Raw genomic sequence first — 26,445 nt, 5'->3', positions numbered from 1 at the left:
TAAAATTTGTGTCGTTTACCCGACCTACAGTTGAACACCAGAGAACGACATGAAGCCAAGAGCCATCAGACCAACCGTAATAAACGTGATACCAAGACCACGCAAACCCGGAGGTACGTCTGAATACTTCATTTTCTCACGAATACCCGCTAACGCTACGATAGCTAGCATCCAACCAATACCTGAACCAAAGCCATAAACCACAGACTCGGCAAAGTTATAATCACGTTGAACCATGAACGATACACCACCAAAAATCGCACAGTTAACTGTGATCAATGGTAGGAAGATACCCAGAGCGTTATACAACGGTGGGAAGAATCGATCGAGGATCATTTCTAGGATTTGAACGAGCGCTGCGATTACACCGATAAACGTAATGAAGTTCAAAAAGCTAAGGTCAACACCTGCAACTAAAGCGTTCTCTTTCAACACGTAGGTATAAACAAGGTTGTTCACTGGCACAGCAATGGTCAATACCACAACAACCGCAACACCAAGACCAAACGACGTTTTCACTTTCTTAGACACAGCTAAGAAAGTACACATTCCCAAGAAGAATGATAACGCCATGTTTTCGATGAAGATCGATTTAACAAGTAGACTAATATAATGTTCCATTTCGACCTTACTCCTTCGCTTCTACTTGTTCTGGTTTAAGGATACGGATAGCCCAAATCATAAAACCAATTAAGAAGAATGCTGATGGTGCTAGAAGCATCAGACCATTTGGTTGATACCAGCCACCGTTAGATACCAGTGGAAGTACTTCAACACCAAACAGTTTGCCAGAACCTAGTAGTTCACGGAAAAATGCAACTGTCATCAGTACAAAACCATAGCCAAGACCATTACCAATACCATCGATGAATGACGGCAGTGGCGCTGATTTCATTGCAAACGCTTCCGCACGACCCATTACGATACAGTTCGTAATGATCAAGCTTACAAATACTGAAAGCTGCTTAGAGATATCGTAAAGATACGCTTTCAAGATTTGGTCAACAACGATTACCAAAGAGGCGATGATCGCCATTTGTACGATGATACGCACACTGTTTGGCATATGGTTACGAATAAGCGAAACGAACAAGTTAGACAATGCAGTAACGAAAATTACCGCCAGTGTCATTACAAATGCTGTCTCTAATTTCGTCGTTACGGCGAGTGCAGAACACACACCTAGAACTTGAAGTGCAATCGGGTTGTTATCCAACACCGGTGCAAACAGGCTCTTTTTCATTTCTTTAGCATCAGACATTAGTTCAGACCTCCGTCACGAACCTTCGTTAGGAAAGGACCAAAGCCCATATCACCTAACCAAAAGTCAAATGTGTTTTGAACGCCGTTACTTGTCAACGTGGCACCAGATAGGCCATCTACGCCATGCTCTGAACCAGCAGGAGCACCACCTTTCACCACTTTGATAGCTGGCTTATGGTTTTCATCAAATAGCTTCTTACCAACAAACTGATCACGCCAAGTTGGGTTTTCAACTTCGCCACCCAGTCCAGGAGTCTCACCTTGCTCGTAGTAAGTAATACCGTTCACTGTGTTACCGTCAGTTTGTACCGCTACAAACGCGTACATCATTGACCATAGACCATTACCATGAACAGGTAGAATAAAGCTCGTTACCTTACCGTCTTGCTTAACAAGATAGATAGTACCCACGTTAGCACGACGAATGATCTTCGCTTTATCTTGTTCTGCCGTTAAACGGATAGATTCAGATGGTACTTTTGACGCTTTACGTTGGTCGTAAGTTGCAGCGTCATCATTGCCAACTTTGTCAACAAATTCACCGGTATCAAAATCAACCAAACGAGGTTCAATGTACTCAGCAAACAGCTCAGGGACTGTCCCCTCCGCTTGAATACCAGCAACATCAACAATCTTGCTTTGTTTATCTAAAACCGCATTAGCTTGCTGCTTATCACGTAGGCCAACAGCCGCTGTTGATACAACGATTGAGCACACTAAGCTCAATGCGATAACAACAAACAGCGTTTTTTTAATGCTATCGTTATTACTTGCCATAGCGCGCTAGTCTCCGTTTGATGTTTTTCTCAATAACCACGTGGTCAAACAGAGGGGCAAACAAGTTGGCGAATAAGATCGCTAACATCATACCTTCTGGATACGCTGGGTTAACCACACGAATCATGACACACATCGCGCCAATCAAAATACCGTACCCCCATTTACCTTTGTCGGTAAATGATGCAGATACTGGATCCGTGGCCATGAAGAACATACCGAATGCGAAGCCACCCAAGACAAGGTGCCAATGCCAAGGCATTGCAAACATAGCGTTGGTGTCAGAGCCTACAACATTGAACAAGGTTGCAACGGCTATCATACCGATCATTACACCGGCGATAATGCGCCATGACGCAATGCCCATGTAAACAATCATTGCTGCACCAATCATCAGTGCAAGTGTCGACACTTCACCAATTGACCCTGGAATGTTACCGATGAAAGCGTCCATCCAAGTGATCGTTTGACCAGTAATGTTGTTCAGTAGTGCGCCTTCGCCGCCTTGTGCCCATTGGCTCAGTGCCGTAGCACCTGAGAAGCCATCAGCCGCGACCCATACTACGTCACCCGAGATTTGAGCAGGGTAAGCAAAGAATAGGAATGCACGACCTGCCAATGCAGGGTTAAGGAAGTTACGACCAGTACCACCAAAGATTTCTTTTGCGACAACAACACCAAAGGTAATACCTAGAGCTGCCTGCCAAAGCGGAAGAGTTGGTGGGACAATCAAAGCAAACAAGATTGATGTCACGAAGAAACCTTCGTTAACCTCATGTTTACGTACCATACAGAACAACACTTCCCAGAAACCACCAACAATAAACACGGTTGCGTAGATTGGTAGGAAGTATGTAGCACCAAGTAGCATCTTACTGCCCCAACCTGCGTCGGCCCCTAAAGTGCCGCCAATAGCTTGAGTTAGCCAGTAATGCCAGTTGCCATCGATGATGTTCGCAAGTTCTGCGCCAGCATACATATGGTTAAGCGCCATGATAGCTTGGTTGCCTGAGTTGTACATACCCCAGAATACTGCTGGGAATACCGCAAACCAAACCATGATCATGATACGCTTCAAGTCGACGCTATCACGAACGTGCGAGCTACGCTGTGTCACCAAGCCTGGCGTGTAGAACAACGTCGCCGCTGCTTCATACAGAGCAAACCACTTCTCGTGTTTGCCACCTGGCTCAAAGTGATGCTCGATATCCTCAAGGAATTTCTTAAGCATGAATTACCCTTCCTTCTCAATTTTGTCTAGGCACTCACGTAGGAGTTGACCATATTCGTACTTACCTGGACAAACAAAGGTACATAGCGCCAAATCTTCTTCATCTAGCTCTAGAGCACCAAGGCGTTGTGCACTGTCGATATCGCCAGCACATAAATCGCGAAGAAGTAACGTTGGTTCCATATCTAAAGGCAGTACTTTTTCGTAGTTGCCGATAGGTACCATTGCACGGTCACTACCATTCGTTGTCGTTGTCATGTTAAACAACTGACCTTTAAACACATGGCTTAAGAATGAACGAGTAATAGAGAACTTGTTTTTACCCGGTACAGCCCAACCAAACAATTCCTTCTCACGGCCTTCGCGTAAAACAGAAACTTGTTGGTGATAGCGACCTAGGTAAGCATGAGGACCTTTAGCATGTGTACCTGACAGTACAGAACCAGAGATAACTCTAACTTCACCCGGCATCAATTCGTTATCCGTAACCTCTTCTAGACTAGCACCTAGCTGAGTACGAATTAAACGAGGATTGTTTACTACAGGACCTGCAAGAGAGATAACACGGTCGGTGAAGATTTCACCTGTAGTGAACAGCTTACCAAACGCAATAACGTCTTGATAATTAATGCTCCATGCTACCGTTTCCGCATTAACTGGGTAAAGGTAATGCATGTGAGTGCCCACGAGACCTGCTGGGTGCAGACCGTCGAAAACGTGCTCTTCTACATTAGGCTGAGTTGAACGAGGAAGACTGGTGCCTTTCTTACACACGTATACCTTGCCATCTGTCAATTTAGAGAGAAGGTCAAGGCCGGCTACGAATGCCTCTTTCTGTTCATTGATGATCAATTCAGGTTCAGCCGCTAACGGATTAGTATCCATTGCTGTGACGAAAATCGCCTGAGTTGTTGAATCAATCGCGGGTACCTTGCTAAACGGTCGAGTACGTAAAGCTGTCCACATACCAGAAGCAACAAGCTGGTTTGTGATCGTCGCGCGATCAAGCCCTGCTAGTTGGTCTGCTGTGTAACTTTCGAATGTCACTTGGTCGTTGCCACTTACTTCAATCACTACAGATTGAAGTACGCGTTTTTCACCACGGTTCACTTCGATAACTTTACCGCTTGCTGGTGAAGTAAACATAACGCCAGGGTTCTTTTTGTCTTCAAAAACAACCTGACCTTTCTTTACTTCATCGCCTACACGAGCATGCATTGTTGGACGCATACCCACGTACTCTTCGCCAAGCAAGGCGACTTTAGTGATGGACTTACCATCATTAATCACCTGGGATGGAGTTCCTGCAATAGGAAGGTCCAAACCCTTTTTTATTGTAATCATACGCACTTGCACTACTTTTATCGGGAAAAAGATTCTTTTTATTGCGTAACATTTAGACACGACATTGAGGTGTCTCGCCTCAGCGTTTTAAACACCAAGACAGCAACATCACATTAACAATCTCACTGTGAAATCACAGCGAGATTTGTCTGGTGCGGTAGTTTAACATCTTTTGCAAAGTGGATGCCATGATGAATCCCTGCAATAACCTTATTATTTCGAAAGTTTTGCTATTGCAGCGCTTATCAATATTGATAACTTTGACGTATCGCACAAAGCGTTATTAAGTCTATTAAAATTAAGCAGTTAATTCATTCACAAAATGAAACAATTGAACTTAAACCACCTTCATTCAAAAACATGTTGAAACACTGTTAAGAAAATACCCCTTAAGGGCTAGTGTTTCGAGCGAGACGCCAGCTTCCATTAACAGGACTAATACCAGTTATAAAAAATGTTATTCATCGCTAAATCGACAGGCTTAACTGTACAAAAATGTAACTATTTGCCACCACCAGCGCAATCTGGACTATTTGGAGATTGCTGGTTTTTGTCATTCCACTCTTGAGGGGTATAAGTGTGAATAGCAAGGGCATGGATCATACCGGCTAGCTCCTCAGCTAGAGCAGTATTTATTTTACGATGGCGAGCGATCAATCGATCGCCTAAAAATGCATCACTAACAACGACAACCTTAAAGTGACTCTCTGAACCTGGCGGGACGTTATGCATGTAGCTTTCATTAATGACATCTAGAAACGTAGGGGCAAACGCTAGATTAAGTTTCTGCTCGATGGTTTGTTGAATCATCTGACTTCCTTAAGCAGGGTTATTATTATGACATTGTCGGTAAAGTATATCCTTTACTTAATCAATAATCTCCCCTTAAACCGTATTCTCTTTGGCTATTGGCGCGAGTTTTTGTCAAAATACAGCGATAATCACTAAATCTCATCATTATGAAAACTGAACTTTCCCTGCTCGGCCGCACACTCGAACTGTATCGCTATCCAAAGCTTAATAACGAAAAGCTTCAGGCATGGGATGCAGGCGATGAATATTTGATTACCCATATTGAAGAACAAAACCTCAATCGTGACCAGCATATTTTAGTGCTGAATGACAATTTCGGCGCATTGAGTTGTTGGTTGTCTTCCCTGCACATCGTGACGACCGTTAGTGACTCTTTCATTTCCCAGCAAGGCATACATGCCAATCTTGCTCATAATCACTGTGCCGAGATAAATGTTATCGCCTCCGTTGATAACTGGCCGAAAAACGTCAATCTAGTCATTATGCAAATACCGCGTAATAACCGCTACCTGACTTGGCAATTAAGTCAAATTCGCGCTTTGTATGGTGATACCTGTCAGGTCATCGCGGTAAATAAAGCCAAGGAAATCCACAGTTCAACGCTGAAATTATTCGAGAGGCACCTTGGTCATACGACCACCTCTTTGGCATGGAAAAAGCACCGCTTAGTCTTTAGTGTTGGTGATCAGCCAAACCCACCTCATGTCGATCCGTATACCACTTGGCAGGTAGAAGAAGAGTCTATGACGCTATCAAACTTGCCCAACGTGTACTCAGGGGAAAGTCTCGACCTTGGCGCTCGCTTTTTCTTACCGCACCTTCCAAGCCACACAAAGTACCGAGATATTGTTGATTTAGGCTGTGGTAATGGCGTCCTGTCGGTCAAGCTCAGACTACTCAATCCAGAAGCCACTATTACCTCTGTTGATGAGAGCTACATGGCGGTTGAGTCAGCAAAAAACAATGTATCGCTAAATCGCTTATCGATTGAGAAAGCGCGATTCGTTGCCAATAACTGCCTAGACGGTTTCAGCGCAGAGTCGCAAGATCTCGTTGTCTGTAATCCTCCGTTTCACCAGCAACAAGCCATCACTGATCATATCGCATGGCAAATGTTCTGTGACGCAAAGCATGTTCTTCGGACTGGTGGCGAGTTATTAGTTATCGGAAACCGCCACCTAGGCTACGATAAAAAACTAGAGAAATTGTTTGGTAAGCGGCAGGTCAAACTTGTCGCGACTAATGCTAAATTTGTTATTTTACAGGCGACTAAGTAAAGTTATCGTCATAGTTAGTGAATACGCTAACGACACTATACGTTATCAGATAGAATTTCGTCAGTGCACGCACCCCAGTATTGCGCTGACAAGTGCTGACTCATCGTATTGATGAGTGTAAAAAGGAATTAAGAATGAAAAAGCTCGTTTTAGCCGCAACCATCGTCTTGTTAGCTGGTTGTGCAAGCCCAAAACAAGAACAAATCAATTTTGCTCCACAAGCCGCCACTAGCGCGGCAAAAATTGTCGAAGGCAAAACCATGTCACTTTCTAGCCAAGATGTGCGTACTGCGCAATATGTCGCGTTAATGGATAATGGACGCGCCAATATCACGCCTATTCACACACGACAAAATGTTCGTATTGGCATTGAGAACGCATTGGTTCAACAATTTTCCTCTCAAGGCTATAAAGTCACTGTAAATAGCCCAAATACCGTAAAAGTAGAGATTCAAGAAGCCCTCGTCTCCGTCAAACACACCGTTATGGAAAATGATATGGCTGCCAACGTTGTTGTAGAGCTAACGGTTGAAAACAGCAAAGGTAAATTAGTCAAAACGTATACGGGCAAGGCCACGCGTTCTGGGCTAATGAGCGCATCAAACGATGATATTGAAACCGTCCTCAACGATACTGTTAACCTTGTCCTTAAAGAAATATCGAACGACGCTGAACTGGTTGATTACATGAAGGAACGTTTCTAATGATGAGAACTCTAATTTCAACACTGGCTTTAATGTCTGCCACCGTTTTTGCTGCACCAACCGTACAGGTTGACACCAATATCGGCTCTTTCACCGTTGAGCTAAATGAAGAAAAAGCGCCAGTGAGTGTCGCCAATTTCCTACGCTACGTTGATGATGGCAGTTACGTAAATAGTCAATTTCATCGCGTTATTCCTGGTTTTATGGCTCAAGGTGGCGGCTTTGATGAGAAATTTAATCGACTACCTGTCAATAAAGCGATTCAAAATGAAGCGGCCAACGGTCTTGATAATGACATAGCAACTATCGCTATGGCACGTACTCAAGACCCAGACTCCGCGACGCGTCAGTTTTTTATCAACTACGCCGACAATGATTTTCTCAATTACAGCGTATCAAACCCCGGCTATGCGGTATTTGGTAAGGTAACCGAAGGGTTTGATGTGGTGAAAAAGATGTCTGAGAAGCCAACTCGTACGGTGCGTGGCATGCGCGATGTACCGATGGACCCTATAGTCATTACCAAAATTGAACGCCTTCCATAAACCAATCAACAGAGAGAGTTCGCTCTCTCTTTTTCTTTTTAGGTGAGGAGCACCTCTGTGGAACAGAAAATGACATGGCAAGATACAATCAGAAGCTATTGGGATAAACGTCTACTCTGGGTGTTTATGCTCGGCTGTTCTAGTGGTTTCCCATGGGTATTAATTGGTTCCAATATGTCAGGCTGGCTGAAAGATGCCGGACTTACTCGTACCGCAATAGGTTACTTTGGCTCGGTCTTTGCTGTGTACGCCATTAACTTTTTATGGGCTCCTCTTGTCGACCGCGTTCGACTCCCTATATTATACCGTACGCTTGGGCAACGACGCAGCTGGATCTTTTTATGCCAATCTTTAATGTTAATTTGTACATTATTAATTGCGGGTGTGAATCCAGCGGAAAACCTAATGCTCACGTCGCTATTGGCGTTAGGTATAGCCATTGCTTCGTCTACTCAAGACATAGCCGTCGATGCCTTTAGAATAGATACGTTCCCAAAATCTCAATCCAATAAACTGCCTCAAGCTTCTGCGATGGCCGTAATAGGTTGGTGGACAGGATACTCGCTTCCCGGTTACTTGGCTTTCGTTAATGCCGATAGTATGGGCTGGAATGGCGTGTATTATGGTATGGCTATTATTGTCGGTGTCCTCATGATGTTCACCCTATTGGTAGGTGAACCAAAAACGGATCGGGACGCACTGCAAGCGCAAGCGGAGCAACGCCATCAGAAGGTGGTAGACAACAAAGTTCTCGCTTGGCTTAGTGTCACCGTCATCGAGCCCTTTCTTGATTTCTTCCGCAGCAACGGCGTAAGAGTGGCGGCAACCCTGCTGCTATTTGTATTCCTATTCAAAATTGGTGAAGCCTTTTTGGGCAGAATGTCCATCCCGTTTTACAAAGAAATTGGCTTTAGCAATGAACAAATTGGTTATTATTCTAAGCTCATTGGATGGGGAGCCACCATTGCTTTCACACTGCTAGGCAGCATGTTTAATGTACGATTTGGAATCGTTAAAGGTCTTATGATTGGCGGAATTGCCATGAGTGCGAGTAACCTTATGTTTGCTTGGATCGCTCAAGTAGGGCCTAACGAGCATCTTTTCTTAGCGACGATCATCGTCGATAACTTTACAACTGCGTTCTCCACCGTGGCGTTTGTCTCGTTCTTGACTATTTTGACCGGGCAAGCTTTCTCCGCCACACAATACGCCCTCTTAGCATCGCTAGGGAATTTTGGACGAACAACATTGGCTTCGTTCAGTGGCGAACTGGTCGATATGCTCAATGATTGGAGCCTGTTCTTTATTATCACCTCACTGATGGTCATACCAAGCCTAATTATGCTCTATTCGCTAAGGCACTATTTTAATGACTTACTGACTAAAGCAAAAGAAAGGGACTGCGCGCCAAAGTAGTTTTCGAACATATACTGACTGATATAAAATACACCCCCTATGCTTGCCGCATAGGGGGTGTATTTTTTGCAACATCTAACGCCCTAGCAAATCGTTAGAAGCTGAGCAGCAGCAACCTTACTACTCTAAGGATACATTCCCTTACCAAAGCGGTTAAATAGCCTTGCAACGCCCTGAGTAAATACCAATGGCTGAGTCAAAATAGACAAGCACAAACAGTCTTGTCCTTCCATCGTTTGGGGAGAATGTTTCGTATCTTCGTTTTCTTCTACGTAGTCACCTTGCTGATAATAACCCTGCTCATCACTAAATGCGCCATGGAGCACTAAAGTGGACTCTATCCCTTTATGCGTATGCTGAGGAACTTGTACACCTTCAGTAATGTATAAAAGGCTCACTCGGTAATCTTCACCCAGATCGGCGTTTGAGGTAAAGACTTTACCGCCGTAACTTCGCCACTCTCCCATCCGCTCTACAATCGGCCTTAAGGAAGCTGGGACTAAAAATGTTTTATCATTAACTTTTACTTCAGCAGCAGGGCGAGGTTTTGGTGAGGAAAAATCCACATCTAAAGACATAATATCCTCGAGCATATTTTCAAACACACGCTGGGTTTCGATCTCAGATTTGGTATTACGTTCAGTGCTATCTAGCGGTGACTCTGTCAATGCGTTTGCGGCAATCGCTTCCAATTCAGTCACGCGTTCGCTACATCGACTACACGATTCAAGATGCACAGCAATAGCAACACCTCTTGCCGTGTCTATCTCTCCATTGGCGTAGAGAGAAAGTAAAGTATCATCTGGATGGTAAGCCATATCAATGCTCCTCCATGGAGAGTCGTAATTTTTCCACGGCTAGTCTCAAGCGAGACTTCACGGTGCCAAGGGGGATGTCGTACATATCTGCTACTTCTTGATGGGGTAAATCCTGCAAATATACCGCCCTAACAACGTCCCTTTGTGATTTGGGCAAGCTATCAAGAAAATGAATAATCTGCTCTTTTAACCTATCAGTCTCAGGCGAGTAATGATCGACAAAGTCCGGCGGGCAATAATCTGTTGGCCATATGTCATCAGCCCGCACATGCAATTCCTTCCCTTTCTGCTTACGCAGCATATCGAAGCACAGGTTCCGAGTTATTGTGTATATCCACGTTGATACCGCACTTTTCTGAGCGTCGAATAAGTGCGCTTTCTGCCAAACCGCCGCCATCGCTTCTTGCACGATTTCAATCGCAATCTGATCATTGCCGATATAACGAAAAGCAAATTGCTTCAATCTTGGGGAGTAATAGTGAAAAAGCATGGCGTAGGCTTGCTTATCTCGCGACTTAATCTTAGCCATACACTCGTTCCACTCTTGCTTGCTAAGTGTTTCTGAGTCGTCTGCAATCATAGACAAAATCCTAGGTTAGTTGCATTACGTCATTAGTACAGTGTACGCACGGTTTAAACAATGGATCACAACAAAAGTCATGCGAACATTTTTACCACTGATATTGGCACACTAAGCCATTAACTATTTGGCTTAGATTCAATTAGGCCATGCTTCATTATGGCTTGCTCTATAAAACTCAGCATAGCCTCACAGTCAGGCTGAGCCACTAACTGCTCAAATTCTTGGCAAGATACGGGCAAGACTTCTAACCATCTCTGGCTAACCCAAGTTGCGTCGTCATAAAAACAATGTAAATAAAGCGATTCCAGCACAGGAAAAGCTTTGTAAACTTCTTGCAGTCGTTCACCAATATATTCTTGTTGTCGGCTTAATGTTTGGGGTTGCCATGACGGTAGCCAATTGACATTAGCTAGTCGCAGGCCGTCATACTCGCTAACAACACTGTTAATTAAAAAACGTTTAATGCCCGAAACAGTGATACCCAATATGTCACCTTCCAATACTTCAAAGTCAACGATACTAACGAATGTCCCTGTCTGCGTCACATTGCCCGGTGGGCGCCCCCCATCCTCATCAATCAAACACATTCCAAAGCCAGAACTCTCTTTCAAACACTGAGCTACCATCCGCTTATAGCGTGGTTCGAAGATTCGTAATTTCATTTTCCCTTCAGGTAGAACAATCGACCCTAGCGGAAATAACATAATTTGAGACATTCAGGCTCCTTATCGATATGCACAACGTTTTTACGCTGCTATCAGGAGATTCGATCAACGCATAGAATATTGTTAGCAATTTTAACGTCATTGTTAACAAAAAGATGCGCAGCATTGGTTGATTTGTATGCGATTCATAAAAGTTCCCTTAAACCTTCAATAAATGTGATAGCACTCTCAATATTTAGCAACCGTTTGCGACGTTGCACATTTACTTTGCGATACAAATCGCTATCATGCACCCCCATCGGATGAGTTCGCACGGAAAGCGACCAATTTTTCAGTACAACTTTAATAAGAGTAGATCTCATTATGCGTAAATCACTTTTAGCTCTTGGCGTTGTTGCAGCAGTGGCATCAGTTCCAGCTTCAGCAGAATATCTATACGGTTTCGGTAGCGTCTATCTAGACCACCAAAGCTGGAACCATGGCCCTAATAAAATTGATCAGCCATCAAATGGACCAAGCGTAGGTGATCAACGTAACCAATTCGTGCTAGGTATCGAAGGTGGCGCGGGGTTCACTTGGGGTGAGCTATACGGTTTCTACGATCGTGAAAGTGTTGAAAAGAGCTCATCTGAGCAAAAGAACTCTATTAAAGGTTCTGCGCATGTTTATCTAGGCGATTCTGGCGTGTCTCTATACGGTCAGGTTTATCACCATGATAACCCTAACCAAAGTGAGACGAACCGCGTACTAGGTGTTGGCTATACTGCATTGCAAGGTGACAACTGGTTCTTCAAACCATGGGTGGGTGTTCATGATATTACATCATGGGATAAATTCTCGACTCATCAGAATGTTAACGGTAACAACGGCTACATGGCTGGCTGGACGGCTCGCTACGGATTTGATGCTTTTGGTCAAAACTTCTCGTTTGTAAACTGGAACGAAATTGAGTTTGACCGTAACGATCAGTATGCAGAAAACCAAGGTGGTAAAACTGGCCTAAACGGTGCGGTTGTATTCAACTGGCACGCAACAGAACACCTAACGGCTGCGCTACAATATCGTTACTTCCAAAATAAATTGGGTATTTGGGGCTCTTCTAAATACCAGCAACATTACGGTGACTTACTCATCTACCGTATGCAATACAACTTCTAATTCTTATTCAATAGAAGAAGTTCGAAAAAATGGCGCATTCGCGCCATTTTTTATGCCTGTTACTTTCGAGTATTGGTGATAATTTTGCTATTCTTCGCCTATTATTCGTAACTCATTACTTGCTGTGAACATAACTATTCTTGGCCCCGGTGCCATCGGCTCTTTGTATGCGTACAAATTAAAGCAAGCCGGACACGACGTCTCTGTTTGGGGTAGAAACTCAAACAACACCGTCGACATCCAATTAGATCACTTGCCAACGTTGCAGTTTGCGAATCAAAACCTCGATGCGCTCAAGCGTGCTGACCTGTTAATCGTGACACTAAAAGCCTGGCAGGTTGAAGCGGCGTTATCACCGTTACTCCCGCTACTACACCCCGATACCATGATATTGTTTTTACATAATGGTATGGGCTGCGTCGACAAACTGGCTAAGAAACTGGCGAGCTTCCCAGTACTCCTCGGTACTAGTACACACGGTGCACTCAGACGTACCCCTTTTCATGTTAACCACACCGGTCTAGGGGAAACCCATATTGGCGCTTGGAATAATAAAGGACAGCAATGCCAGTTTTTATCTGACGTACTGAATCATGCTATCTCGCCAGTAAAATGGCACCCATCCATCCAGCATGCCCTTTGGACTAAATTAATCATAAACTGTGCCATAAACCCGCTAACCGCACTCGAGAATTGCAACAATGGGCAACTGGCCGAGCAGCGCTACCGCCATCAAATTGAACAAATTATTGATGAGGCGCACTTGTGTGCCGAGAAAGTGGACGTGACCTTAGATAACGCTGCTCTCAAAGAAACAGTATTCAACGTCATCACCAAGACTGCAGAGAACTACTCCTCCATGCAGCAAGACGTCAGCCAGCAACGCGCCAGTGAAATTGAGTTCATCACTGGCTATGTGGTTAGCATTGCGGAAAAATATCAACTTAATATCCCGGTAAATAATGCGCTTTTTAAACAAATAAAATCCATTGAAGCCAGTTGGAGCAAACATGACTAAACGAATACTAGTGCCTATTGCGCCTGGCACTGAAGAAATGGAAGCCATAACCATCATAGACACCATGATCAGAGCTGGCTTTCAAGTGACGACAGCAAGCGCCGCTTTTGATGGTAGCCTAACAATGAAAGGCTCACGAGGCATCACCTTAACCGCCGATTGCAAGTTAGTAGATGTGGCTGATGATGAGTTTGATGTCATCGCTCTACCGGGCGGCGTTGGCGGTGCTGAGGTATTCAGGGACAGTGTGGTATTAGTTGAAATGGTGCGCCAGCATAAATACGAAGGTAAATTACTCGGTGCAATCTGCGCCGCGCCGGCGTTAGTGCTTATTCACCACGATCTATACCCGGATGCGCTCATGACATGCCACCCTAGCTTTCAATCTCATATCGCAGATGCGTGCTGGCGACCTAAACGCGTCACGTTCGATGTCAATCACAACCTGATGACCAGTCAAGGACCTGGTACAGCACTTGAATTTTCTATCGAGCTCATTATTGCTCTATGTGGTAAAGAAAAAGCCTGGCAAGTCGCTGAGCCTATGGTCACGAATCCAACCTTGCATTATCACGAAATGGGGAAAAGAACATGAGCGTTCTCCAAGCTATCCGTGAGCAGTTTCCGGCGTTAACTCAAGACACCGTCTACCTAGACAGCGCTGCGACAACGCAAAAGCCGCAAGCCGTCATTGATTGCCTGACCGATTACTACAAAAATCAAAATGCTAACGTACATCGCGGCAGCCACTCACTCACCGCTCAAGCAACAAGCCGTTTTGAAAGTGCTCGCGACACCGTTACACGCTTTATCAATGCCTCTTCAAGCAAAGAGATCATTTGGACGAGAGGCGCAACAGAAGCACTCAATCTCATTGCTCAGACCTATGCACGCAGCACTCTTCAACCTGGTGATGAGATCCTAATCTCTGAAATAGAACATCATGCCAACATCGTTCCTTGGCAAATTGTGGCTGAACAAACAGGCGCATCAATCGTCAAGATTCCGATGACACCGGATTGTCAAATTGATGCTAAGCAAGCCGCTGAGTTAATCAACGAACGTACAAAAATTGTTGCCATCGCTCAAGTCACTAACGTCACCGGCAGTCGCCTTCCTATTGAGGCAATCATTGCTGCAACGCGTGAAAAGAGTCGCGCTGTCGTCGTCATTGATGGTGCGCAAGGCATTGTGCATGAGCATACCGACGTCCAAGCACTCGATGCCGATTTCTACGTTTTTTCTGGGCATAAGCTGTATGCACCAGCAGGGATTGGCGTGCTGTATGGCAAGCAAACGCTGCTTGAATCTATGCCCCCATGGCACGGCGGCGGAAAAATGGTCGAGCACGTCAGTTTTGCACAAACGACCTTCTCTGCATTACCGGGGAAATTTGAAGCAGGAACGCCTAATGTCGCAGGCGCATTGGCCCTTGCCTGCGCTATCCAATGGCGTGAGCAGTATAATTTGTCGGAGCTAGAGCAGCATGTCGCCGCTCTTCAACAAAGAGCCTTCGATGCGCTTAATGCTATGGATGATATTACGGTGATCGGTTATCAACCGGGTTCCAGCGTCATTACCTTCATCATGCAAGGCGTCCACCACCAAGACATCGCCACCTTGCTAGATCAGCAACACATTGCCGTACGCTCAGGGCACCATTGCGCGCACCCTCTAATGGATGCACTCGGTGTTAAAGGAACGGTTAGAGCCTCTTTTGCGATTTACAACACGCTACAAGAGGTCGACCGTTTCATCGAAGCACTGGAGAAAAGTGTCGATATCCTTTGATGATATCGCCTTTAAATAGGCAAGAGAGTTCAACAAGATAAAAAAACGCCATTCAACGTAAGTTTGAATGGCGTTCTTATTGAATACGAGATCTTATTGGAAGTAGGTGTCACACCTTACTGCAATAATTTATTGATTTACTGTCGCTTTAACCGTCTCGACGATGGCTTTCAAACCATTACCGCGAGAAGGGCTAAGATGATTGACTAAGTTTAACTGGTCAAAGTAACCATCAATATCAAAAGCCAAAATTTGCAAAGCGGTTTTATTATGGTAAGCCGCTAGGACAATGGCGATTAAACCACGAACGATTCGTGCGTCTGAATCCGCCTCTATATGCCAAATTCCCGCTTCTTCAGTCATGTGTAACCAGACCGAACTTTCACAACCCGAGACCAGCACCTGCTCCTTCTTCGCCTCTGCATCCAGCGGAGGGAGTAATTTCCCCCACTTTACTACCTGACGATAGCGCGCCTCCCACCCGTGAAGTTCAGCCATCGTAGTAGCAATATCACTTGCGGTGATTTCAATGCCAAAAGGTTGGTTATCCGTCATGGTCTGTCTCCCTCTACGCTCGATATTTCTGAATCAATCTGTCAACAATTCTAGATACTGCCACAAAACCAAAGCTCGCAGTCACAACCGTTGCAGCGCCAAACCCACTCGCACAATCCATTCGTTTCGGGCCCTCCGCTGTTGATTTAACGCCACAAACCGAGCCATCTGCTTGAGGGTATTTCAATTGTTCAGTAGAGAACACGCAATCAATACCAAACTTCCTAGCTGGGTTTTTAGGGAAATTATGATGACGGCGCAATGTGTCTTTAAGCTTCTTCGCCAAGGGATCTTGAATCGTTTTGGTTAAATCGGCGATTTGGATTTGGGTCGGATCGATCTGACCGCCCGCACCACCAGTCGTAATGATCTTAATCTTATTACTTCGACAATACGCCAATAATGCCGCTTTAGGTTTCATACTATCAATCGCATCGAGAACATAATCGAAATCTTTGCTGATGTATTCCGCGACATTTTCTGGCTCGATAAAATCATCGATGAGGTTGATTTTACACTCAGGATTAATCAGCTTTACACGCTCAGCCATCACTTCAATTTTGCTCTGACCAACCGTTCCCGTCATGGCATGAATTTGACGGTTAATGTTGGTCACACAGACGTCATCCATATCGATAAGTGTTAACTCACCCACTCCTGTGCGCGCCAGTGCTTCAACTGCCCACGAGCCTACACCACCAATACCCACAACACATACATGCGCAGCGCGAAGTATTTCGACCTCACTTTGCCCATAGAGACGTCGTGTACCACCGAATCGTTGATTATAATTGTCGGAGGCTGGTTGGTTTAGTTCTCGCATAACACTACCTAGCTAATGATGAGTAAAAAAGAAAGAGTGCGATTTATACGCACTCTTTCTATAAAGGTCAACTGCTGCTCTTTTTCAAATAATTATTTCTTTTTTTCGGCTCTTTTTTCTGGCGACAGCGCCCAAGGATCTTGCGAAGGTGAGTTCTCTAAACCTAGCTTCCAAACCCGACCGAAGTGCTTATAGTGCCCCGCTTGAGTGCCCGCGAAATCACCTAGCCCATGATACAAGTCAAAGTGATTTCCTTTCACTGCACCACCGGTATCCAATACAATCAGTAGTCGCAGTTCATGTGCTCCGCTCCACGTACCATCAGCGTTAAGCAGTGGCACTTCCGCTAGAATCGGTGTACCCATAGGAAAGGTACTTCGATCGCCAGCGACTGCTGCCATCGCCTGAAGTGGGATACCTGCCGTACCCGTCACTGGCGCCGCCTTTTGTGGGGCAAAAAAGACATAAGAGGTATTTTCTTCTAGCAAGGCTTGAACGGTTTTTTCATCCTGCTTCATTACCCAGTCTTTGATCGCTTTGAGTGACATTTTTTCTTTCGGCACTTCGTCACGTTCGATCAAAACACGGCCAATACTGACATAAGCACGGTTGTTTTTCCCAGCATAGGCGAAGTACTCTAAGGTATCGTCATCACCAAAGTGCACAAAACCACTGCCTTGTACTTCCATTATAAATGGGTCAATCAAATTATCAGCATAGCCAAGCTCTAGGCCCTGACCATTCAAAGCGCCGCCGTAGATTTCCGCTCGAGTTGGGCACTCTTGTTGGCAATCTGGAAGACCATAAACCGGATATTTAAACTTCTCATCAGGATGATGACGAAGCTCCATAACTGGTGAGAAATAACCGGTAAACAAAACGTTGCCTTTTTTATCACCGCCACCCAGTTGCGCAGCCTGAACACCATATTCACCTAGCTGTTTGGGATCACCACTCTTTATCGCCCATTCTTGCAACTGTTCATACAATGGTTGATACGTTTTTGCCATAGATGGTGAGTTTTTGGTGACCTCGGCCGCCTGTTTTTCAAAACTATTGAAGTTTCTTGGTTGATTGGACTCAATCACTTCTGTCTTGTTCAAAAATGATGGGAACTCTTGGTCATGATACTGCTGTGCGCGATCCGTTTGTTGAGCACACCCAAAAACCAGTAAAACTGAAGCCAGTGGTAAAATACGTTTTATCAAGATTGTTATCCCTTATTGATGTTGCATTCAGGATGGCAAACTCTTTAAAAAATCGCAATAAAACGTAGGGTTATCGGAGGCTTTTTTTGTGTTTTCCTGACAATTCAAACACGGGATGGTAATGCGCTGGCGATAATTGCTGCAATTGGGTTTTATTTTTATTGAGCACTTGGTACTGATAGTGAATATCACCAGAATAAAAGGTTATTAAATCCCCTTTTAAATCAAAACTTGTCGCCACGACTCTGTGGTTGATCGTCACACCATTTTGACTAAGTTCGAACCAATCTTTCACGTAAGAAGCGGCTTCTTTCTCTACCCACATCCCATATACCGACGATTTAGGATTACTATGGCTCTGATAGCGCTGAGCCAGATCCTGATAGAGACTCATCACTGCAACAGTACCGATAATCGCCAATAAAATCAGAACTCGTTCAAACAACTTACTGCTTTTTTTAGGTGACGCAGCACTCACCGCTTGAGACGTTTTCATCGAAATAAACCTAAGCCTCTATGATCAATCCAACTGCCTTGCATTATCTACCTCTGCTCCAATAACTGCTACGACAACTCTATCCAAACATGCTTTTTACTTAACTGATTTCGCTACTCTTAAAATTCCGCTTGCACACAGATGAATAAAAAGTCATTATTTCCACATAAATAACAGACAAGCTTCGGCTGTCAGTAGAAGGTTACCATCGTGAAAATCCGTAGCACCGCCTTAGTAAAAGGATTTAGGCAGTCCACTCCATACGTTAATGCCCATCGCAACAAGACCATGGTAATTACGCTCGGTGGCGAGGCTTTTTCCGACAAAAACTTCAACAATATCATCAGCGATATCGCATTGCTGCATAGTCTTGGCGTCAAGCTCATTCTCGTGCACGGCGCTCGCCCGCAAATCAATGAGCTACTCGAACGAAACGACTGTCACTCTCCCTATCACAAAGGTACACGCGTTACCGATGAACGCGGCTTAGGCTACGTCATGCAAGCAACGGGTCGCCTGCAACTCGATATTACTGCACGCCTGTCCATGAGCCTAAACAATACGCCCATGGCTGGAACGCAGCTCAATGTTGTGAGTGGCAATTTTGTGATCGCTCAACCACTTGGTGTCGATGACGGCATCGATTTTTGTCACAGTGGTAAAGTTCGCCGTATTGATGTCGACGGTATTAATCGCGTTCTCGACCAAGGTTCCATTGTGTTACTCGGCCCTGTTGCAGGTTCGGTAACCGGTGAAACGTTCAACTTACTCTCAGAAGAAGTGGCGACCAAAGTCGCAATAAAATTAAATGCCGATAAATTAATTGGCTTTTGTTCAGAGCAAGGGGTACTGGATAGTAATGGTAACGCATTAGCGGAATTATTCCCGTCTGAAGTTAACCGCATTATTAGCGAACTTGAGATAAACGAAGCTCGCAACCCGGAAAATAGCAGTGGCACCCTACGCTTTTTACGCGCATCGAAAGCCGCGTGTCACGCAGGCGTACCACGTTGCCACCTTATCAGCTATAAGATCGACGGTGCACTCATTCAGGAACTGTTTTCGCTTGATGGTATCGGTACCCAAATCGTTAAGGCCAGCGCAGAACAAGTTCGACAGGCTGAAATCGATGACATTGGTGGCATCTTTGACCTTATACGACCGTTAGAAGAAGAAGGAGTGCTAGTTCGACGTTCGAGAGAGCAACTTGAGCAAGAAATACATCAATTTACCATTATTGAAAAGGATGGCCTCATTATCGGCTGCGCGGCTCTCTATCCCTACAATGAAGACAAAATGGCAGAAATGGCGTGCGTTGCCATTCACCCTGATTACCGGGACGGCAATCGCGGATTGTTATTATTGAACCATATGCGGCAGCAATCTAAATCAAAGGGCATTGAGCAGATTTTTGTCCTCACCACACACAGCTTACACTGGTTTCGTGAGCAAGGTTTCCATGAAATTGGCGTGGAGTCACTGCCTATGTCCAAACAAGATTTTTATAATTTCCAACGTAAATCAAAGATTTTGTCTATGCCAATCTAAATAGTAGCGCTATTAAAACGCCAATAGCGATATGAGTAATATCTGATATAAAACAACAAATGATATATAAAATCGATTGCCATTAATTAATTGCATAAAATATTTTACATCGCTCTCGTTAGTGGCTAAAATTCAATCAAATTACAGGATTTATCGTGATGTAGATCCCATTTATTGGGAGTGCAGGGATAGCTACGTGTGCCACTACTGCCATTGAGAGCAATATCTATGCGTACTGTTATTTGTAATTCTATTCAAAGCTTCTGGGATATGGCTGAAAACCATTTACTTGAAGGTCTAAGCGTTCACTGTGTATTCCCAGCGACTGATAAGATTCAATCGCTTATCGGGCTTTATCAGGAGCAATATAAGATCAATAAAATTACCTTTTCGGAAGTGTTTAATTGACCTTAGTTGCTTTATTTAGAACGCACTACCATGGATGGTAGTTCAGCTTATTCATTATAACTCTTTCCCACTCATGATTACTGCTATCCACGATCACTTTGCTCGCGACTGATCTTTTACACGACCATTATTGGCCGTTCCGATTGTAATCGACTCGCCAGCCCGCTATGCCTGATTGTTTGGCAACGAATGGCTTTCAATATCACTTTCGGCTCCGCTATCAGAGTCAACGTTTTCTTTGCTCGCGTAATACCTGTGTAAATCAACTCTTTAGTTAGTAGAGGCGAAAAGTCGGCTGGCAGAATCATAAAGGTATGCGTAAACTCACTGCCTTGTGACTTATGAATCGTCATGGCATAAGCCGTCTCATGTTCAGGAACACGGCTCGGCAATACCGACTTGATCGAGCCATCAGGAAGCTCAAAAAACACCTTGAGTTTGGCAACCTCTCCGGTGTAATCCATCATACACAAACCAATGTCGCCATTATAAAGCCCTAGGTTATGGTCGTTTCTCGTCACCATAACAGGACGCCCCGCATACCATTGAGCTTCGCCATTGTTGATAATAGCGCGCTGCTTTAGTCGTTGCTCAATTCGCTGATTAAGCCCCACAACACCAAAGTCTCCTTCACGAACAGCACACAGCAATCTATGATTAGAAAAGCTCGCCAGTGCTGATTTTGCCGTCATTCGTTGCCAAATGGCTAACGTCTCTGCGCTCCGGCGCTCCTCTCCATCGGGTTGCGCGGTAATAACCTTTAAATAGGGCTGGTAAGCTTTCACCATACTTTGTAGCAGGTTCTGATAAGCATCGGCGGTTAAATGATGCCATTCGATATCAGCAAACCCTTTATCCCACACTTGCCCAAAGCCACGCGTGTCACTGGCATTGATCGTTTTAGCCAGTTGCCCTATTCCTGATCTCGCATCAAAACGATAGCTTTTTTGCAGCACGCACAAGCCATCCGCTACAATGCTTCTTTGTAGATTTTCTTTGCCTGGAGAATGGCGAATCGCACTACGATGACGGCAATCAAATTGCGTTAACTGCTTGATGGTGTCATTTTGCCCTTGGCTATAACCCTGACTGGCAAACTCACAAATATCCGACAACACTGCCCCCGCCTCAACCGATGCCAATTGGTCTTTATCACCGAGTAGAATAAGCCGAGCGTACGCAGGTAACGCATCAAGCAAACGGTGCATCATAGGCAAATCCACCATAGAAGCTTCATCCAGCACCAGTACGTCTAAGTGAAGTGGATTTTCACGATGGTGGCGGAACTCAACGCGATTAGGGATTGCCCCCAATAAACGGTGAATCGTACTCGACTCCGTTGGAATTTTAGCGAGTATTTCTGGCTCTATCGCCAAGCCACTTAAGGCTTTACCTATCGATTCCGTTAACCTTGCCGCTGCCTTTCCTGTCGGAGCCACCAGCTTAATGATGGGGCTTTGTTGACTGAGACCTGCCTGATGAACAAGCGCCGCGAGTAATTTCGTTACCGTAGTCGTTTTACCAGTACCTGGTCCACCTGAGATGACTGAAAATCGGCGAGTCAACGCGACTGCCGCTGCCACCTTTTGCCAATTAAGACAGCAAGATAACGGGATTAGGTTATCCAATTTACTAAGATCGCTACATTGCTTAGCGTGCATTAATTGCTGGTCGACATCCCCCCAATTGATGATCTCTGGGGTCACGACATCCAGAAAATCACATACCAACTGCTGCCGAACCACTTGGGTATTTTTTTCACTCGGCAATTGCTGTAACGAAGAAAATAAGTAGTGATATTCACGAGCAAACAGCTGATCAAGCAAATTAGCCAGTCGCGCTGGACTTTCGATAGTAATCGCACTTGCCATCGCATTCATCCGATCGGCGATGGTTTGTTCGTATCGATAATAGCGATGTAAATATAAGCGACCATGTTGCCAAACAAGGGGGGTTGGTAGTGTGCCACTTTGAAGCATAGCTAACGACGTCGTGATACTCTTTGCATCATTCAATACTCGCAGCCAATCAACCTGGTTAATTAAGCCATCAATTTGCTGCGCGACCTCGCCATAGATGCCAAGCAAACTGGCACTTGGTAATGACCCTGATGCCAAAGGTAATATTGAGCTCTCTGGTGACGCGTTCATGTCAGGTGTATTGATATCAGATGTGATAGGGGCAAGATTCACGCAAATATGCCCTTGCCCTAGATTGGCACTTGTCAGTGCGGCAAGCCACATCACTTCTGCTCGATGCTCAGACTCTAAAGACGAAACAAACTTAGCAAACTGTAAATCGAGTGGTCGTAATACCTTTTTCTCCGCGAGAAATGCCACGACTTCAGGTAAAGATTGAAACAGCTGTGACATTATCGAGTCTTCCCTTGTTGCTCATTAAAACGATCGTGATGAATGGTCTCGCCAGATATAAGCGCATCAAGCTCTTCTATCAAAGCCTGCGCTGGTTTACTGTTAAAAATTCCAGACGTCGACCCAGGTTCAATACCACGCAAAAATAGATAATAAACGCCGCCGAAATGCGCCTCATAGTCGTAGTCTTTAATCCGGGTTTTGAGAAAACGATGCAGCGCCAACGCATACAATTGGTATTGCAGATCATAACGATGATCGATCATCGCGTGTTTAAGCTGCGCCTGTTGGTAATGCTCGGGACTGTCACCAAGATAATTGGACTTCCAGTCAAGCACATAGTACTTGCCATCATGTTCAAACACGAGGTCAATAAAGCCCTTCAACATGCCACTTGCGGTATAAAACCCAAGATCTTTCGCCTGCGCCGACAAATCATCATGACGCTGAATCACTCGGTTGAGTGACATTGCATCAAGCACCTCTATTGGTAATAAGAACTCCATTTCAACCAACTTCTGTGACGCCCCTTTTTCTCGCAATCGTAACGAAGAACCATCAAGCGGAGTGTCGAGCACACGATCGACAAGATCATGAATAATAGGCAGCCACTGAGGATCGTATTGCTCTTTTTCTAATAACAGAGCAATCACATCGCGATTCACTTCGGATCCCGCAGGCTCGGTAAACGTCACTTCTTCAAATACAGTATGAAGAAAAGTACCCGGGCGCGCCCCTTTCGGAAAATGGTAAATACTTTTTTCTGGTTCTAACAGCGATAGTGTCTCCGCCTCTTGCGAGGAATCAATATCAATACCCGCGGCTTCGATAAATACTTCTCGGTCTGAATCTTGGTGGCCTTGTTTAACCAAATTGGAGTAACTGGTCATTCGCCAGTGACGGTCGATTTCTGTCTCTAAGGTTTTCACACGAAGATCCGGTAACATCACTTCGCTGGGTTTATATAGCTCATCATCAACTTCCGGCGGAGACATCACTCTAATCGCCGTTTGTTGCGCGGCTAACTGCGCCAATGACGATCCCAGTTCATTTACTCCCAGCTCTTTGGCTTGCTGAACTAAGTAACCAATGGCGCTGTGATGCACCCCTGTCGGCTCTTTCGTTGAACGGCCATTTCGAAGCGGAGCAATACCGATAAAACACCCATAAACCGCGCGCGTCAATGCCACGTAGATAAGACGTAGATCCTCTGCTAGGCGCTCTTTATCCGCTTGCGCGAGTGCCGACTTTGACTGAGCAAGATCAATCACAGGTGATTGCAAAGCTTCATCGTAATACTTCGCTTCTGACGCTTCTCTATAGCTGGTGACAAAAGGCAGATAGACTAAATCGTACTCCAAGCCTTTTGATTTATGGATGGTGATAATTTGCACCAAATTTCTTTCTGACTCTAAACGTTGAATATGCTCATCGCTACCACCTAACCCTTGCGCGGCGTCTTCAATAGACTGCCCTAACCAGCGCAACAACGCACTGTCACTTTCTAAATCTTGCCTTTCATTTTGCAATAACTCGCCAAGGTGAAGGTAGTCGGTCAATAAACGTTCGCCCCCAGCTTGAGTCAGCAACCGGCTAGCAATCTCACGTTTAAATAACACGGCGCGCAACATAGGAAGTACACCACGGGTTTGCCATAAGTGACGATACTCTTGAAACTCGGCCGTCACTTTTTCCCACACAGTTTCTTCATTGTTCAGGTCATCTAAGTAGGTAGCGGACAAAGCAAAAAGCTCACTGGCTAACGCCGCTTTTAGTGCTCGTTCATCCCCTAAAGACCACACGGCTTGCAGCAACCGCAACATATCCAGGGCAACACCACTGGCAAACACACTATCACGGTTAGAGAGGTAAACACTGGCAATGCCACGCTCCGCTAGCGCTTGCTTGATTAACTGACCTTCGCTGCCCGTTCTAACTAACACGGCGATATTGCCTGCTTCTATCGGTGTCTGTTTTTCGCCGTTGACTAAAATGGACTTGTGACGTTGCGCCCCAGTGAGCACCGTCTTGATATGTTGCGCAGTCGATGCTGCCATCGCCGTAACATACTCGCCTTTAGGTAACGGTTTTTCTGCTTCTTGTAACCAGAACTCGACCGCTGTTTGCCTTTCACCATCAAGGCACCAGTGACGCAAATGTGCCTTCGGGTTAGCTTGGACGGTAAAAAACGGAATATCATCATCATAAACAAATGGAGAAACCGCCTGCTCAAATAGGCTATTAACCCCCTGAACCATACTTTCGCTTGAGCGCCAGTTGGTGCCTAACGTGTAATGATCGGTCACTTGGTTTCTTGCTTTGATATACGTAAAAATATCCGCACCACGGAAACCATAAATCGCCTGTTTAGGGTCGCCAATCATAAACCAGCCACATTGAGGATGCTGTAAATAGACCCGGCTAAAAATATGATACTGAAGCGGGTCGGTATCTTGGAATTCATCAATCATCGCCACGGGAAACTGCTGGCGTATTTTATCCGCCAATCCATCACCGGATTCAAACTCCAATGCGGCGGACAGGTGCGTCAACAAATCATCAAACGACAACCATTGTTTACTCTCTTTTGCGTCAATGAGGCGCTGTCGGCAACTCTTGATAGCCAGAGCAAGCAAGGGGGTCTTTAACTCTGGTGGTGAGGCAAGGAGTGTTTCTATTGCTTGGAAAACCTCATGAACCGGAGGCTCGCCCTTTGGGGTTTTTTCATTCAACACCGTTTGCGAGAACTTCTCTAAAGAGTCCGGCAAATAATAATCTTTAGTCTCTGATTTAGCCCATTCAGTTATGGCCGCCACCCACGTTGGCAATGATTTTTTGGTGTAACTACGCTTGTTAACATCGGATGCACTAATGCACGGCACAATATCATCCGCGACGGCCAGCCATTGTGATTTAAGCGCTTGGATTGCACCTAGGTTTTGTTGATGCAACGCGTTAAGATCCGCGGCGCTAGCATGACGGGTAAATGATACATCCGGTCCGGTCATATAGCGTGAAATATCACTAAGCAGTGCGCTAGGCGTCGACCATAATTTGCGAACTTCATTAGCTAGATCTAATCCCAAAGGATAAAACTGACTGCGCCAAAAATCCGCTACAACTTGTGCTTTGAGGCGACTTTCATCAGTAATGAATTCATTATTAAAGCGCGCGCCCGACTCAAAGGCGTTTTGCGTTAGCATTCGTTGACAAAAGCCATGAATGGTATACACCGCTGCTTCATCCATCTGCCTTTCGGCTTGCAGCAAGGTAGCGACCGCAAAACGATGATCGTCAATATCCGTCAATAATGGCGCAATCACAGGATCATCACTACTGCCACGTGCAAAGGCGATTCTAGCTTGGTGAATTCTGGCGCGTATCCGATCGCGTAATTCTGCTGTAGCGGCTTCAGTAAAGGTCACCACCAATATTTGGTCAACCGTCAACGGCTGCTGATGTCGAGAGCTTTCATCCCCATGCCCGAGTAACAAGCGCAAATAAAGACCAGCAATAGTGAAGGTCTTTCCTGTACCCGCGGAGGCTTCGATAAGCCTTGCCCCGTGCAAGGGAAAGCTCATGGTATTGAGCGCAATTGGCGTCTGAATATTCTTGTCTGACATGGCGTATAA

The 26,445-nt window shown here is 45.2% G+C and carries 25 protein-coding genes; 10 read left to right on the top strand and 15 right to left on the bottom strand.

What is annotated here, in order from left to right:
* Window positions 1–24: 24 nt before the first annotated feature.
* The 6 genes from nqrE to bolA all read right to left on the bottom strand — a co-directional run bounded on the left by nqrE (window position 25) and on the right by bolA (window position 5,425).
* Complete coding sequence (nqrE, locus tag L4D74_RS02740) at window positions 25–621, bottom strand: NADH:ubiquinone reductase (Na(+)-transporting) subunit E (RefSeq protein ID WP_265675809.1); 597 nt, start codon at window positions 619–621, stop codon at window positions 25–27.
* 7 nt (window positions 622–628) lie between these two features.
* The gene (locus L4D74_RS02735; RefSeq protein ID WP_244358056.1) at window positions 629–1,261 is read right to left on the bottom strand and encodes an NADH:ubiquinone reductase (Na(+)-transporting) subunit D; all 633 of its coding nucleotides are present in this window, start codon (window positions 1,259–1,261) and stop codon (window positions 629–631) included.
* Window positions 1,261–2,040, bottom strand: coding sequence for a Na(+)-translocating NADH-quinone reductase subunit C (locus L4D74_RS02730; RefSeq protein WP_428750584.1), 780 nt, complete (start codon window positions 2,038–2,040; stop codon window positions 1,261–1,263). The genes L4D74_RS02735 and L4D74_RS02730 overlap by 1 nt, the downstream gene beginning before the upstream one ends.
* Window positions 2,030–3,271, bottom strand: a complete 1,242-nt coding sequence (locus L4D74_RS02725; protein ID WP_428750583.1) for an NADH:ubiquinone reductase (Na(+)-transporting) subunit B — start codon at window positions 3,269–3,271, stop codon at window positions 2,030–2,032. Before L4D74_RS02725 ends, L4D74_RS02730 begins: the two co-directional genes overlap by 11 nt.
* A 3-nt stretch (window positions 3,272–3,274) precedes the next feature.
* A complete protein-coding gene (locus L4D74_RS02720; RefSeq protein WP_428750582.1) occupies window positions 3,275–4,615 on the bottom strand; it encodes a Na(+)-translocating NADH-quinone reductase subunit A in 1,341 nt (446 codons plus the stop codon).
* A 501-nt stretch (window positions 4,616–5,116) separates the two neighbouring features.
* Window positions 5,117–5,425 (bottom strand): transcriptional regulator BolA, encoded by a 309-nt coding sequence (bolA, locus tag L4D74_RS02715; protein ID WP_428750581.1) that lies wholly within the window; start codon window positions 5,423–5,425, stop codon window positions 5,117–5,119.
* A gap of 149 nt (window positions 5,426–5,574) precedes the next feature.
* On the opposite strand from bolA, the gene L4D74_RS02710 reads away from it, so the two are divergent.
* The 4 genes from L4D74_RS02710 to L4D74_RS02695 all read left to right on the top strand — a co-directional run bounded on the left by L4D74_RS02710 (window position 5,575) and on the right by L4D74_RS02695 (window position 9,370).
* Window positions 5,575–6,705, top strand: coding sequence for a methyltransferase (locus tag L4D74_RS02710; RefSeq protein ID WP_428750580.1), 1,131 nt, complete (start codon window positions 5,575–5,577; stop codon window positions 6,703–6,705).
* Between the two features lie 134 nt (window positions 6,706–6,839).
* On the top strand, window positions 6,840–7,409 hold the full coding sequence (locus L4D74_RS02705; RefSeq protein ID WP_265675815.1) for a YajG family lipoprotein: 570 nt from the start codon (window positions 6,840–6,842) through the stop codon (window positions 7,407–7,409).
* Entirely contained in the window at window positions 7,409–7,954 is a 546-nt protein-coding gene (locus tag L4D74_RS02700; RefSeq protein WP_428750579.1) for a peptidylprolyl isomerase, read from the top strand. Before L4D74_RS02705 ends, L4D74_RS02700 begins: the two co-directional genes overlap by 1 nt.
* Window positions 7,955–8,023: 69 nt before the next feature.
* Complete coding sequence (locus L4D74_RS02695; RefSeq protein WP_428750675.1) at window positions 8,024–9,370, top strand: AmpG family muropeptide MFS transporter; 1,347 nt, start codon at window positions 8,024–8,026, stop codon at window positions 9,368–9,370.
* A gap of 125 nt (window positions 9,371–9,495) precedes the next feature.
* Here L4D74_RS02695 and L4D74_RS02690 read toward each other — a convergent pair whose 3' ends face one another.
* From L4D74_RS02690 to L4D74_RS02680, 3 genes are all read right to left on the bottom strand, one after another.
* Window positions 9,496–10,188: a ChrR family anti-sigma-E factor gene (locus L4D74_RS02690; protein WP_428750578.1), complete on the bottom strand. Its 693-nt coding sequence runs from the start codon at window positions 10,186–10,188 to the stop codon at window positions 9,496–9,498.
* A gap of 1 nt (window position 10,189) precedes the next feature.
* On the bottom strand, window positions 10,190–10,768 hold the full coding sequence (locus L4D74_RS02685) for a sigma-70 family RNA polymerase sigma factor (RefSeq protein ID WP_428750577.1): 579 nt from the start codon (window positions 10,766–10,768) through the stop codon (window positions 10,190–10,192).
* A 119-nt stretch (window positions 10,769–10,887) separates the two neighbouring features.
* Entirely contained in the window at window positions 10,888–11,487 is a 600-nt protein-coding gene (locus L4D74_RS02680; RefSeq protein WP_428750576.1) for an LON peptidase substrate-binding domain-containing protein, read from the bottom strand.
* 312 nt (window positions 11,488–11,799) lie between these two features.
* Between L4D74_RS02680 and L4D74_RS02675 the strand changes: the two genes are divergently transcribed.
* From L4D74_RS02675 to csdA, 4 genes are all read left to right on the top strand, one after another.
* A complete protein-coding gene (locus L4D74_RS02675; protein ID WP_428750575.1) occupies window positions 11,800–12,594 on the top strand; it encodes an outer membrane protein OmpK in 795 nt (264 codons plus the stop codon).
* A 124-nt stretch (window positions 12,595–12,718) separates the two neighbouring features.
* Entirely contained in the window at window positions 12,719–13,612 is an 894-nt protein-coding gene (gene panE / locus L4D74_RS02670; RefSeq protein ID WP_428750574.1) for a 2-dehydropantoate 2-reductase, read from the top strand.
* Entirely contained in the window at window positions 13,605–14,207 is a 603-nt protein-coding gene (locus L4D74_RS02665) for a DJ-1 family glyoxalase III (RefSeq protein ID WP_428750573.1), read from the top strand. Before panE ends, L4D74_RS02665 begins: the two co-directional genes overlap by 8 nt.
* On the top strand, window positions 14,204–15,403 hold the full coding sequence (gene csdA, locus L4D74_RS02660; protein ID WP_428750572.1) for a cysteine desulfurase CsdA: 1,200 nt from the start codon (window positions 14,204–14,206) through the stop codon (window positions 15,401–15,403). Before L4D74_RS02665 ends, csdA begins: the two co-directional genes overlap by 4 nt.
* 129 nt (window positions 15,404–15,532) lie before the next feature.
* On the opposite strand, the gene L4D74_RS02655 is transcribed toward csdA, so the two are convergent.
* From L4D74_RS02655 to L4D74_RS02640, 4 genes are all read right to left on the bottom strand, one after another.
* Window positions 15,533–15,958: a SufE family protein gene (locus tag L4D74_RS02655; RefSeq protein ID WP_428750571.1), complete on the bottom strand. Its 426-nt coding sequence runs from the start codon at window positions 15,956–15,958 to the stop codon at window positions 15,533–15,535.
* A 13-nt stretch (window positions 15,959–15,971) separates the two neighbouring features.
* Entirely contained in the window at window positions 15,972–16,781 is an 810-nt protein-coding gene (gene tcdA / locus L4D74_RS02650) for a tRNA cyclic N6-threonylcarbamoyladenosine(37) synthase TcdA (protein ID WP_428750570.1), read from the bottom strand.
* A gap of 92 nt (window positions 16,782–16,873) precedes the next feature.
* Window positions 16,874–17,989 (bottom strand): murein transglycosylase A, encoded by a 1,116-nt coding sequence (gene mltA, locus L4D74_RS02645; RefSeq protein WP_428750569.1) that lies wholly within the window; start codon window positions 17,987–17,989, stop codon window positions 16,874–16,876.
* Between the two features lie 70 nt (window positions 17,990–18,059).
* The gene (locus L4D74_RS02640; protein WP_428750568.1) at window positions 18,060–18,485 is read right to left on the bottom strand and encodes a DUF2850 domain-containing protein; all 426 of its coding nucleotides are present in this window, start codon (window positions 18,483–18,485) and stop codon (window positions 18,060–18,062) included.
* Window positions 18,486–18,695: 210 nt separating this feature from the next.
* Between L4D74_RS02640 and argA the strand changes: the two genes are divergently transcribed.
* Together argA and L4D74_RS02630 are read left to right on the top strand one after the other, a co-directional pair.
* Window positions 18,696–20,033 (top strand): amino-acid N-acetyltransferase, encoded by a 1,338-nt coding sequence (gene argA, locus L4D74_RS02635; RefSeq protein WP_428750567.1) that lies wholly within the window; start codon window positions 18,696–18,698, stop codon window positions 20,031–20,033.
* A 228-nt stretch (window positions 20,034–20,261) separates the two neighbouring features.
* The gene (locus L4D74_RS02630; RefSeq protein ID WP_265675829.1) at window positions 20,262–20,441 is read left to right on the top strand and encodes a hypothetical protein; all 180 of its coding nucleotides are present in this window, start codon (window positions 20,262–20,264) and stop codon (window positions 20,439–20,441) included.
* 116 nt (window positions 20,442–20,557) lie between these two features.
* Here L4D74_RS02630 and recD read toward each other — a convergent pair whose 3' ends face one another.
* Window positions 20,558–22,813 carry an exodeoxyribonuclease V subunit alpha gene (recD, locus tag L4D74_RS02625; RefSeq protein ID WP_428750566.1) on the bottom strand — a complete coding sequence of 752 codons (2,256 nt, stop codon included), beginning with the start codon at window positions 22,811–22,813 and terminating at the stop codon, window positions 20,558–20,560.
* Window positions 22,813–26,436, bottom strand: coding sequence for an exodeoxyribonuclease V subunit beta (gene recB / locus L4D74_RS02620; protein WP_428750565.1), 3,624 nt, complete (start codon window positions 26,434–26,436; stop codon window positions 22,813–22,815). The genes recD and recB overlap by 1 nt, the downstream gene beginning before the upstream one ends.
* Window positions 26,437–26,445 lie beyond the last annotated feature (9 nt).

The organism is Vibrio cionasavignyae (assembly GCF_050337155.1).
In the GTDB taxonomy this organism is placed as follows: Bacteria; Pseudomonadota; Gammaproteobacteria; order Enterobacterales; family Vibrionaceae; genus Vibrio; species Vibrio nomapromontoriensis.
The sequence above is the reverse complement of the archived record's forward strand: the minus strand, read 5'-3'. Positions and strand labels throughout refer to the sequence as shown.

What these genes read in the sequence shown, in the direction of transcription:
- csdA (WP_428750572.1), top strand. Translation starts at nt 14,204, where the DNA reads ATGAGCGTTCTCCAAGCTATCCGTGAGCAGTTTCCGGCGTTAACTCAA.
- L4D74_RS02710 (WP_428750580.1), top strand. Translation starts at nt 5,575, where the DNA reads ATGAAAACTGAACTTTCCCTGCTCGGCCGCACACTCGAACTGTATCGC.
- L4D74_RS02685 (WP_428750577.1), bottom strand. Translation starts at nt 10,768, where the DNA reads ATGATTGCAGACGACTCAGAAACACTTAGCAAGCAAGAGTGGAACGAG.
- L4D74_RS02725 (WP_428750583.1), bottom strand. Translation starts at nt 3,271, where the DNA reads ATGCTTAAGAAATTCCTTGAGGATATCGAGCATCACTTTGAGCCAGGT.
- L4D74_RS02705 (WP_265675815.1), top strand. Translation starts at nt 6,840, where the DNA reads ATGAAAAAGCTCGTTTTAGCCGCAACCATCGTCTTGTTAGCTGGTTGT.
- L4D74_RS02690 (WP_428750578.1), bottom strand. Translation starts at nt 10,188, where the DNA reads ATGGCTTACCATCCAGATGATACTTTACTTTCTCTCTACGCCAATGGA.
- recD (WP_428750566.1), bottom strand. Translation starts at nt 22,813, where the DNA reads ATGTCACAGCTGTTTCAATCTTTACCTGAAGTCGTGGCATTTCTCGCG.
- L4D74_RS02655 (WP_428750571.1), bottom strand. Translation starts at nt 15,958, where the DNA reads ATGACGGATAACCAACCTTTTGGCATTGAAATCACCGCAAGTGATATT.
- L4D74_RS02665 (WP_428750573.1), top strand. Translation starts at nt 13,605, where the DNA reads ATGACTAAACGAATACTAGTGCCTATTGCGCCTGGCACTGAAGAAATG.
- L4D74_RS02720 (WP_428750582.1), bottom strand. Translation starts at nt 4,615, where the DNA reads ATGATTACAATAAAAAAGGGTTTGGACCTTCCTATTGCAGGAACTCCA.
- recB (WP_428750565.1), bottom strand. Translation starts at nt 26,436, where the DNA reads ATGTCAGACAAGAATATTCAGACGCCAATTGCGCTCAATACCATGAGC.
- L4D74_RS02695 (WP_428750675.1), top strand. Translation starts at nt 8,024, where the DNA reads ATGACATGGCAAGATACAATCAGAAGCTATTGGGATAAACGTCTACTC.
- L4D74_RS02730 (WP_428750584.1), bottom strand. Translation starts at nt 2,040, where the DNA reads ATGGCAAGTAATAACGATAGCATTAAAAAAACGCTGTTTGTTGTTATC.
- L4D74_RS02640 (WP_428750568.1), bottom strand. Translation starts at nt 18,485, where the DNA reads ATGAAAACGTCTCAAGCGGTGAGTGCTGCGTCACCTAAAAAAAGCAGT.
- L4D74_RS02735 (WP_244358056.1), bottom strand. Translation starts at nt 1,261, where the DNA reads ATGTCTGATGCTAAAGAAATGAAAAAGAGCCTGTTTGCACCGGTGTTG.
- nqrE (WP_265675809.1), bottom strand. Translation starts at nt 621, where the DNA reads ATGGAACATTATATTAGTCTACTTGTTAAATCGATCTTCATCGAAAAC.
- tcdA (WP_428750570.1), bottom strand. Translation starts at nt 16,781, where the DNA reads ATGCGAGAACTAAACCAACCAGCCTCCGACAATTATAATCAACGATTC.
- L4D74_RS02630 (WP_265675829.1), top strand. Translation starts at nt 20,262, where the DNA reads ATGCGTACTGTTATTTGTAATTCTATTCAAAGCTTCTGGGATATGGCT.
- bolA (WP_428750581.1), bottom strand. Translation starts at nt 5,425, where the DNA reads ATGATTCAACAAACCATCGAGCAGAAACTTAATCTAGCGTTTGCCCCT.
- L4D74_RS02700 (WP_428750579.1), top strand. Translation starts at nt 7,409, where the DNA reads ATGATGAGAACTCTAATTTCAACACTGGCTTTAATGTCTGCCACCGTT.
- L4D74_RS02675 (WP_428750575.1), top strand. Translation starts at nt 11,800, where the DNA reads ATGCGTAAATCACTTTTAGCTCTTGGCGTTGTTGCAGCAGTGGCATCA.
- L4D74_RS02680 (WP_428750576.1), bottom strand. Translation starts at nt 11,487, where the DNA reads ATGTCTCAAATTATGTTATTTCCGCTAGGGTCGATTGTTCTACCTGAA.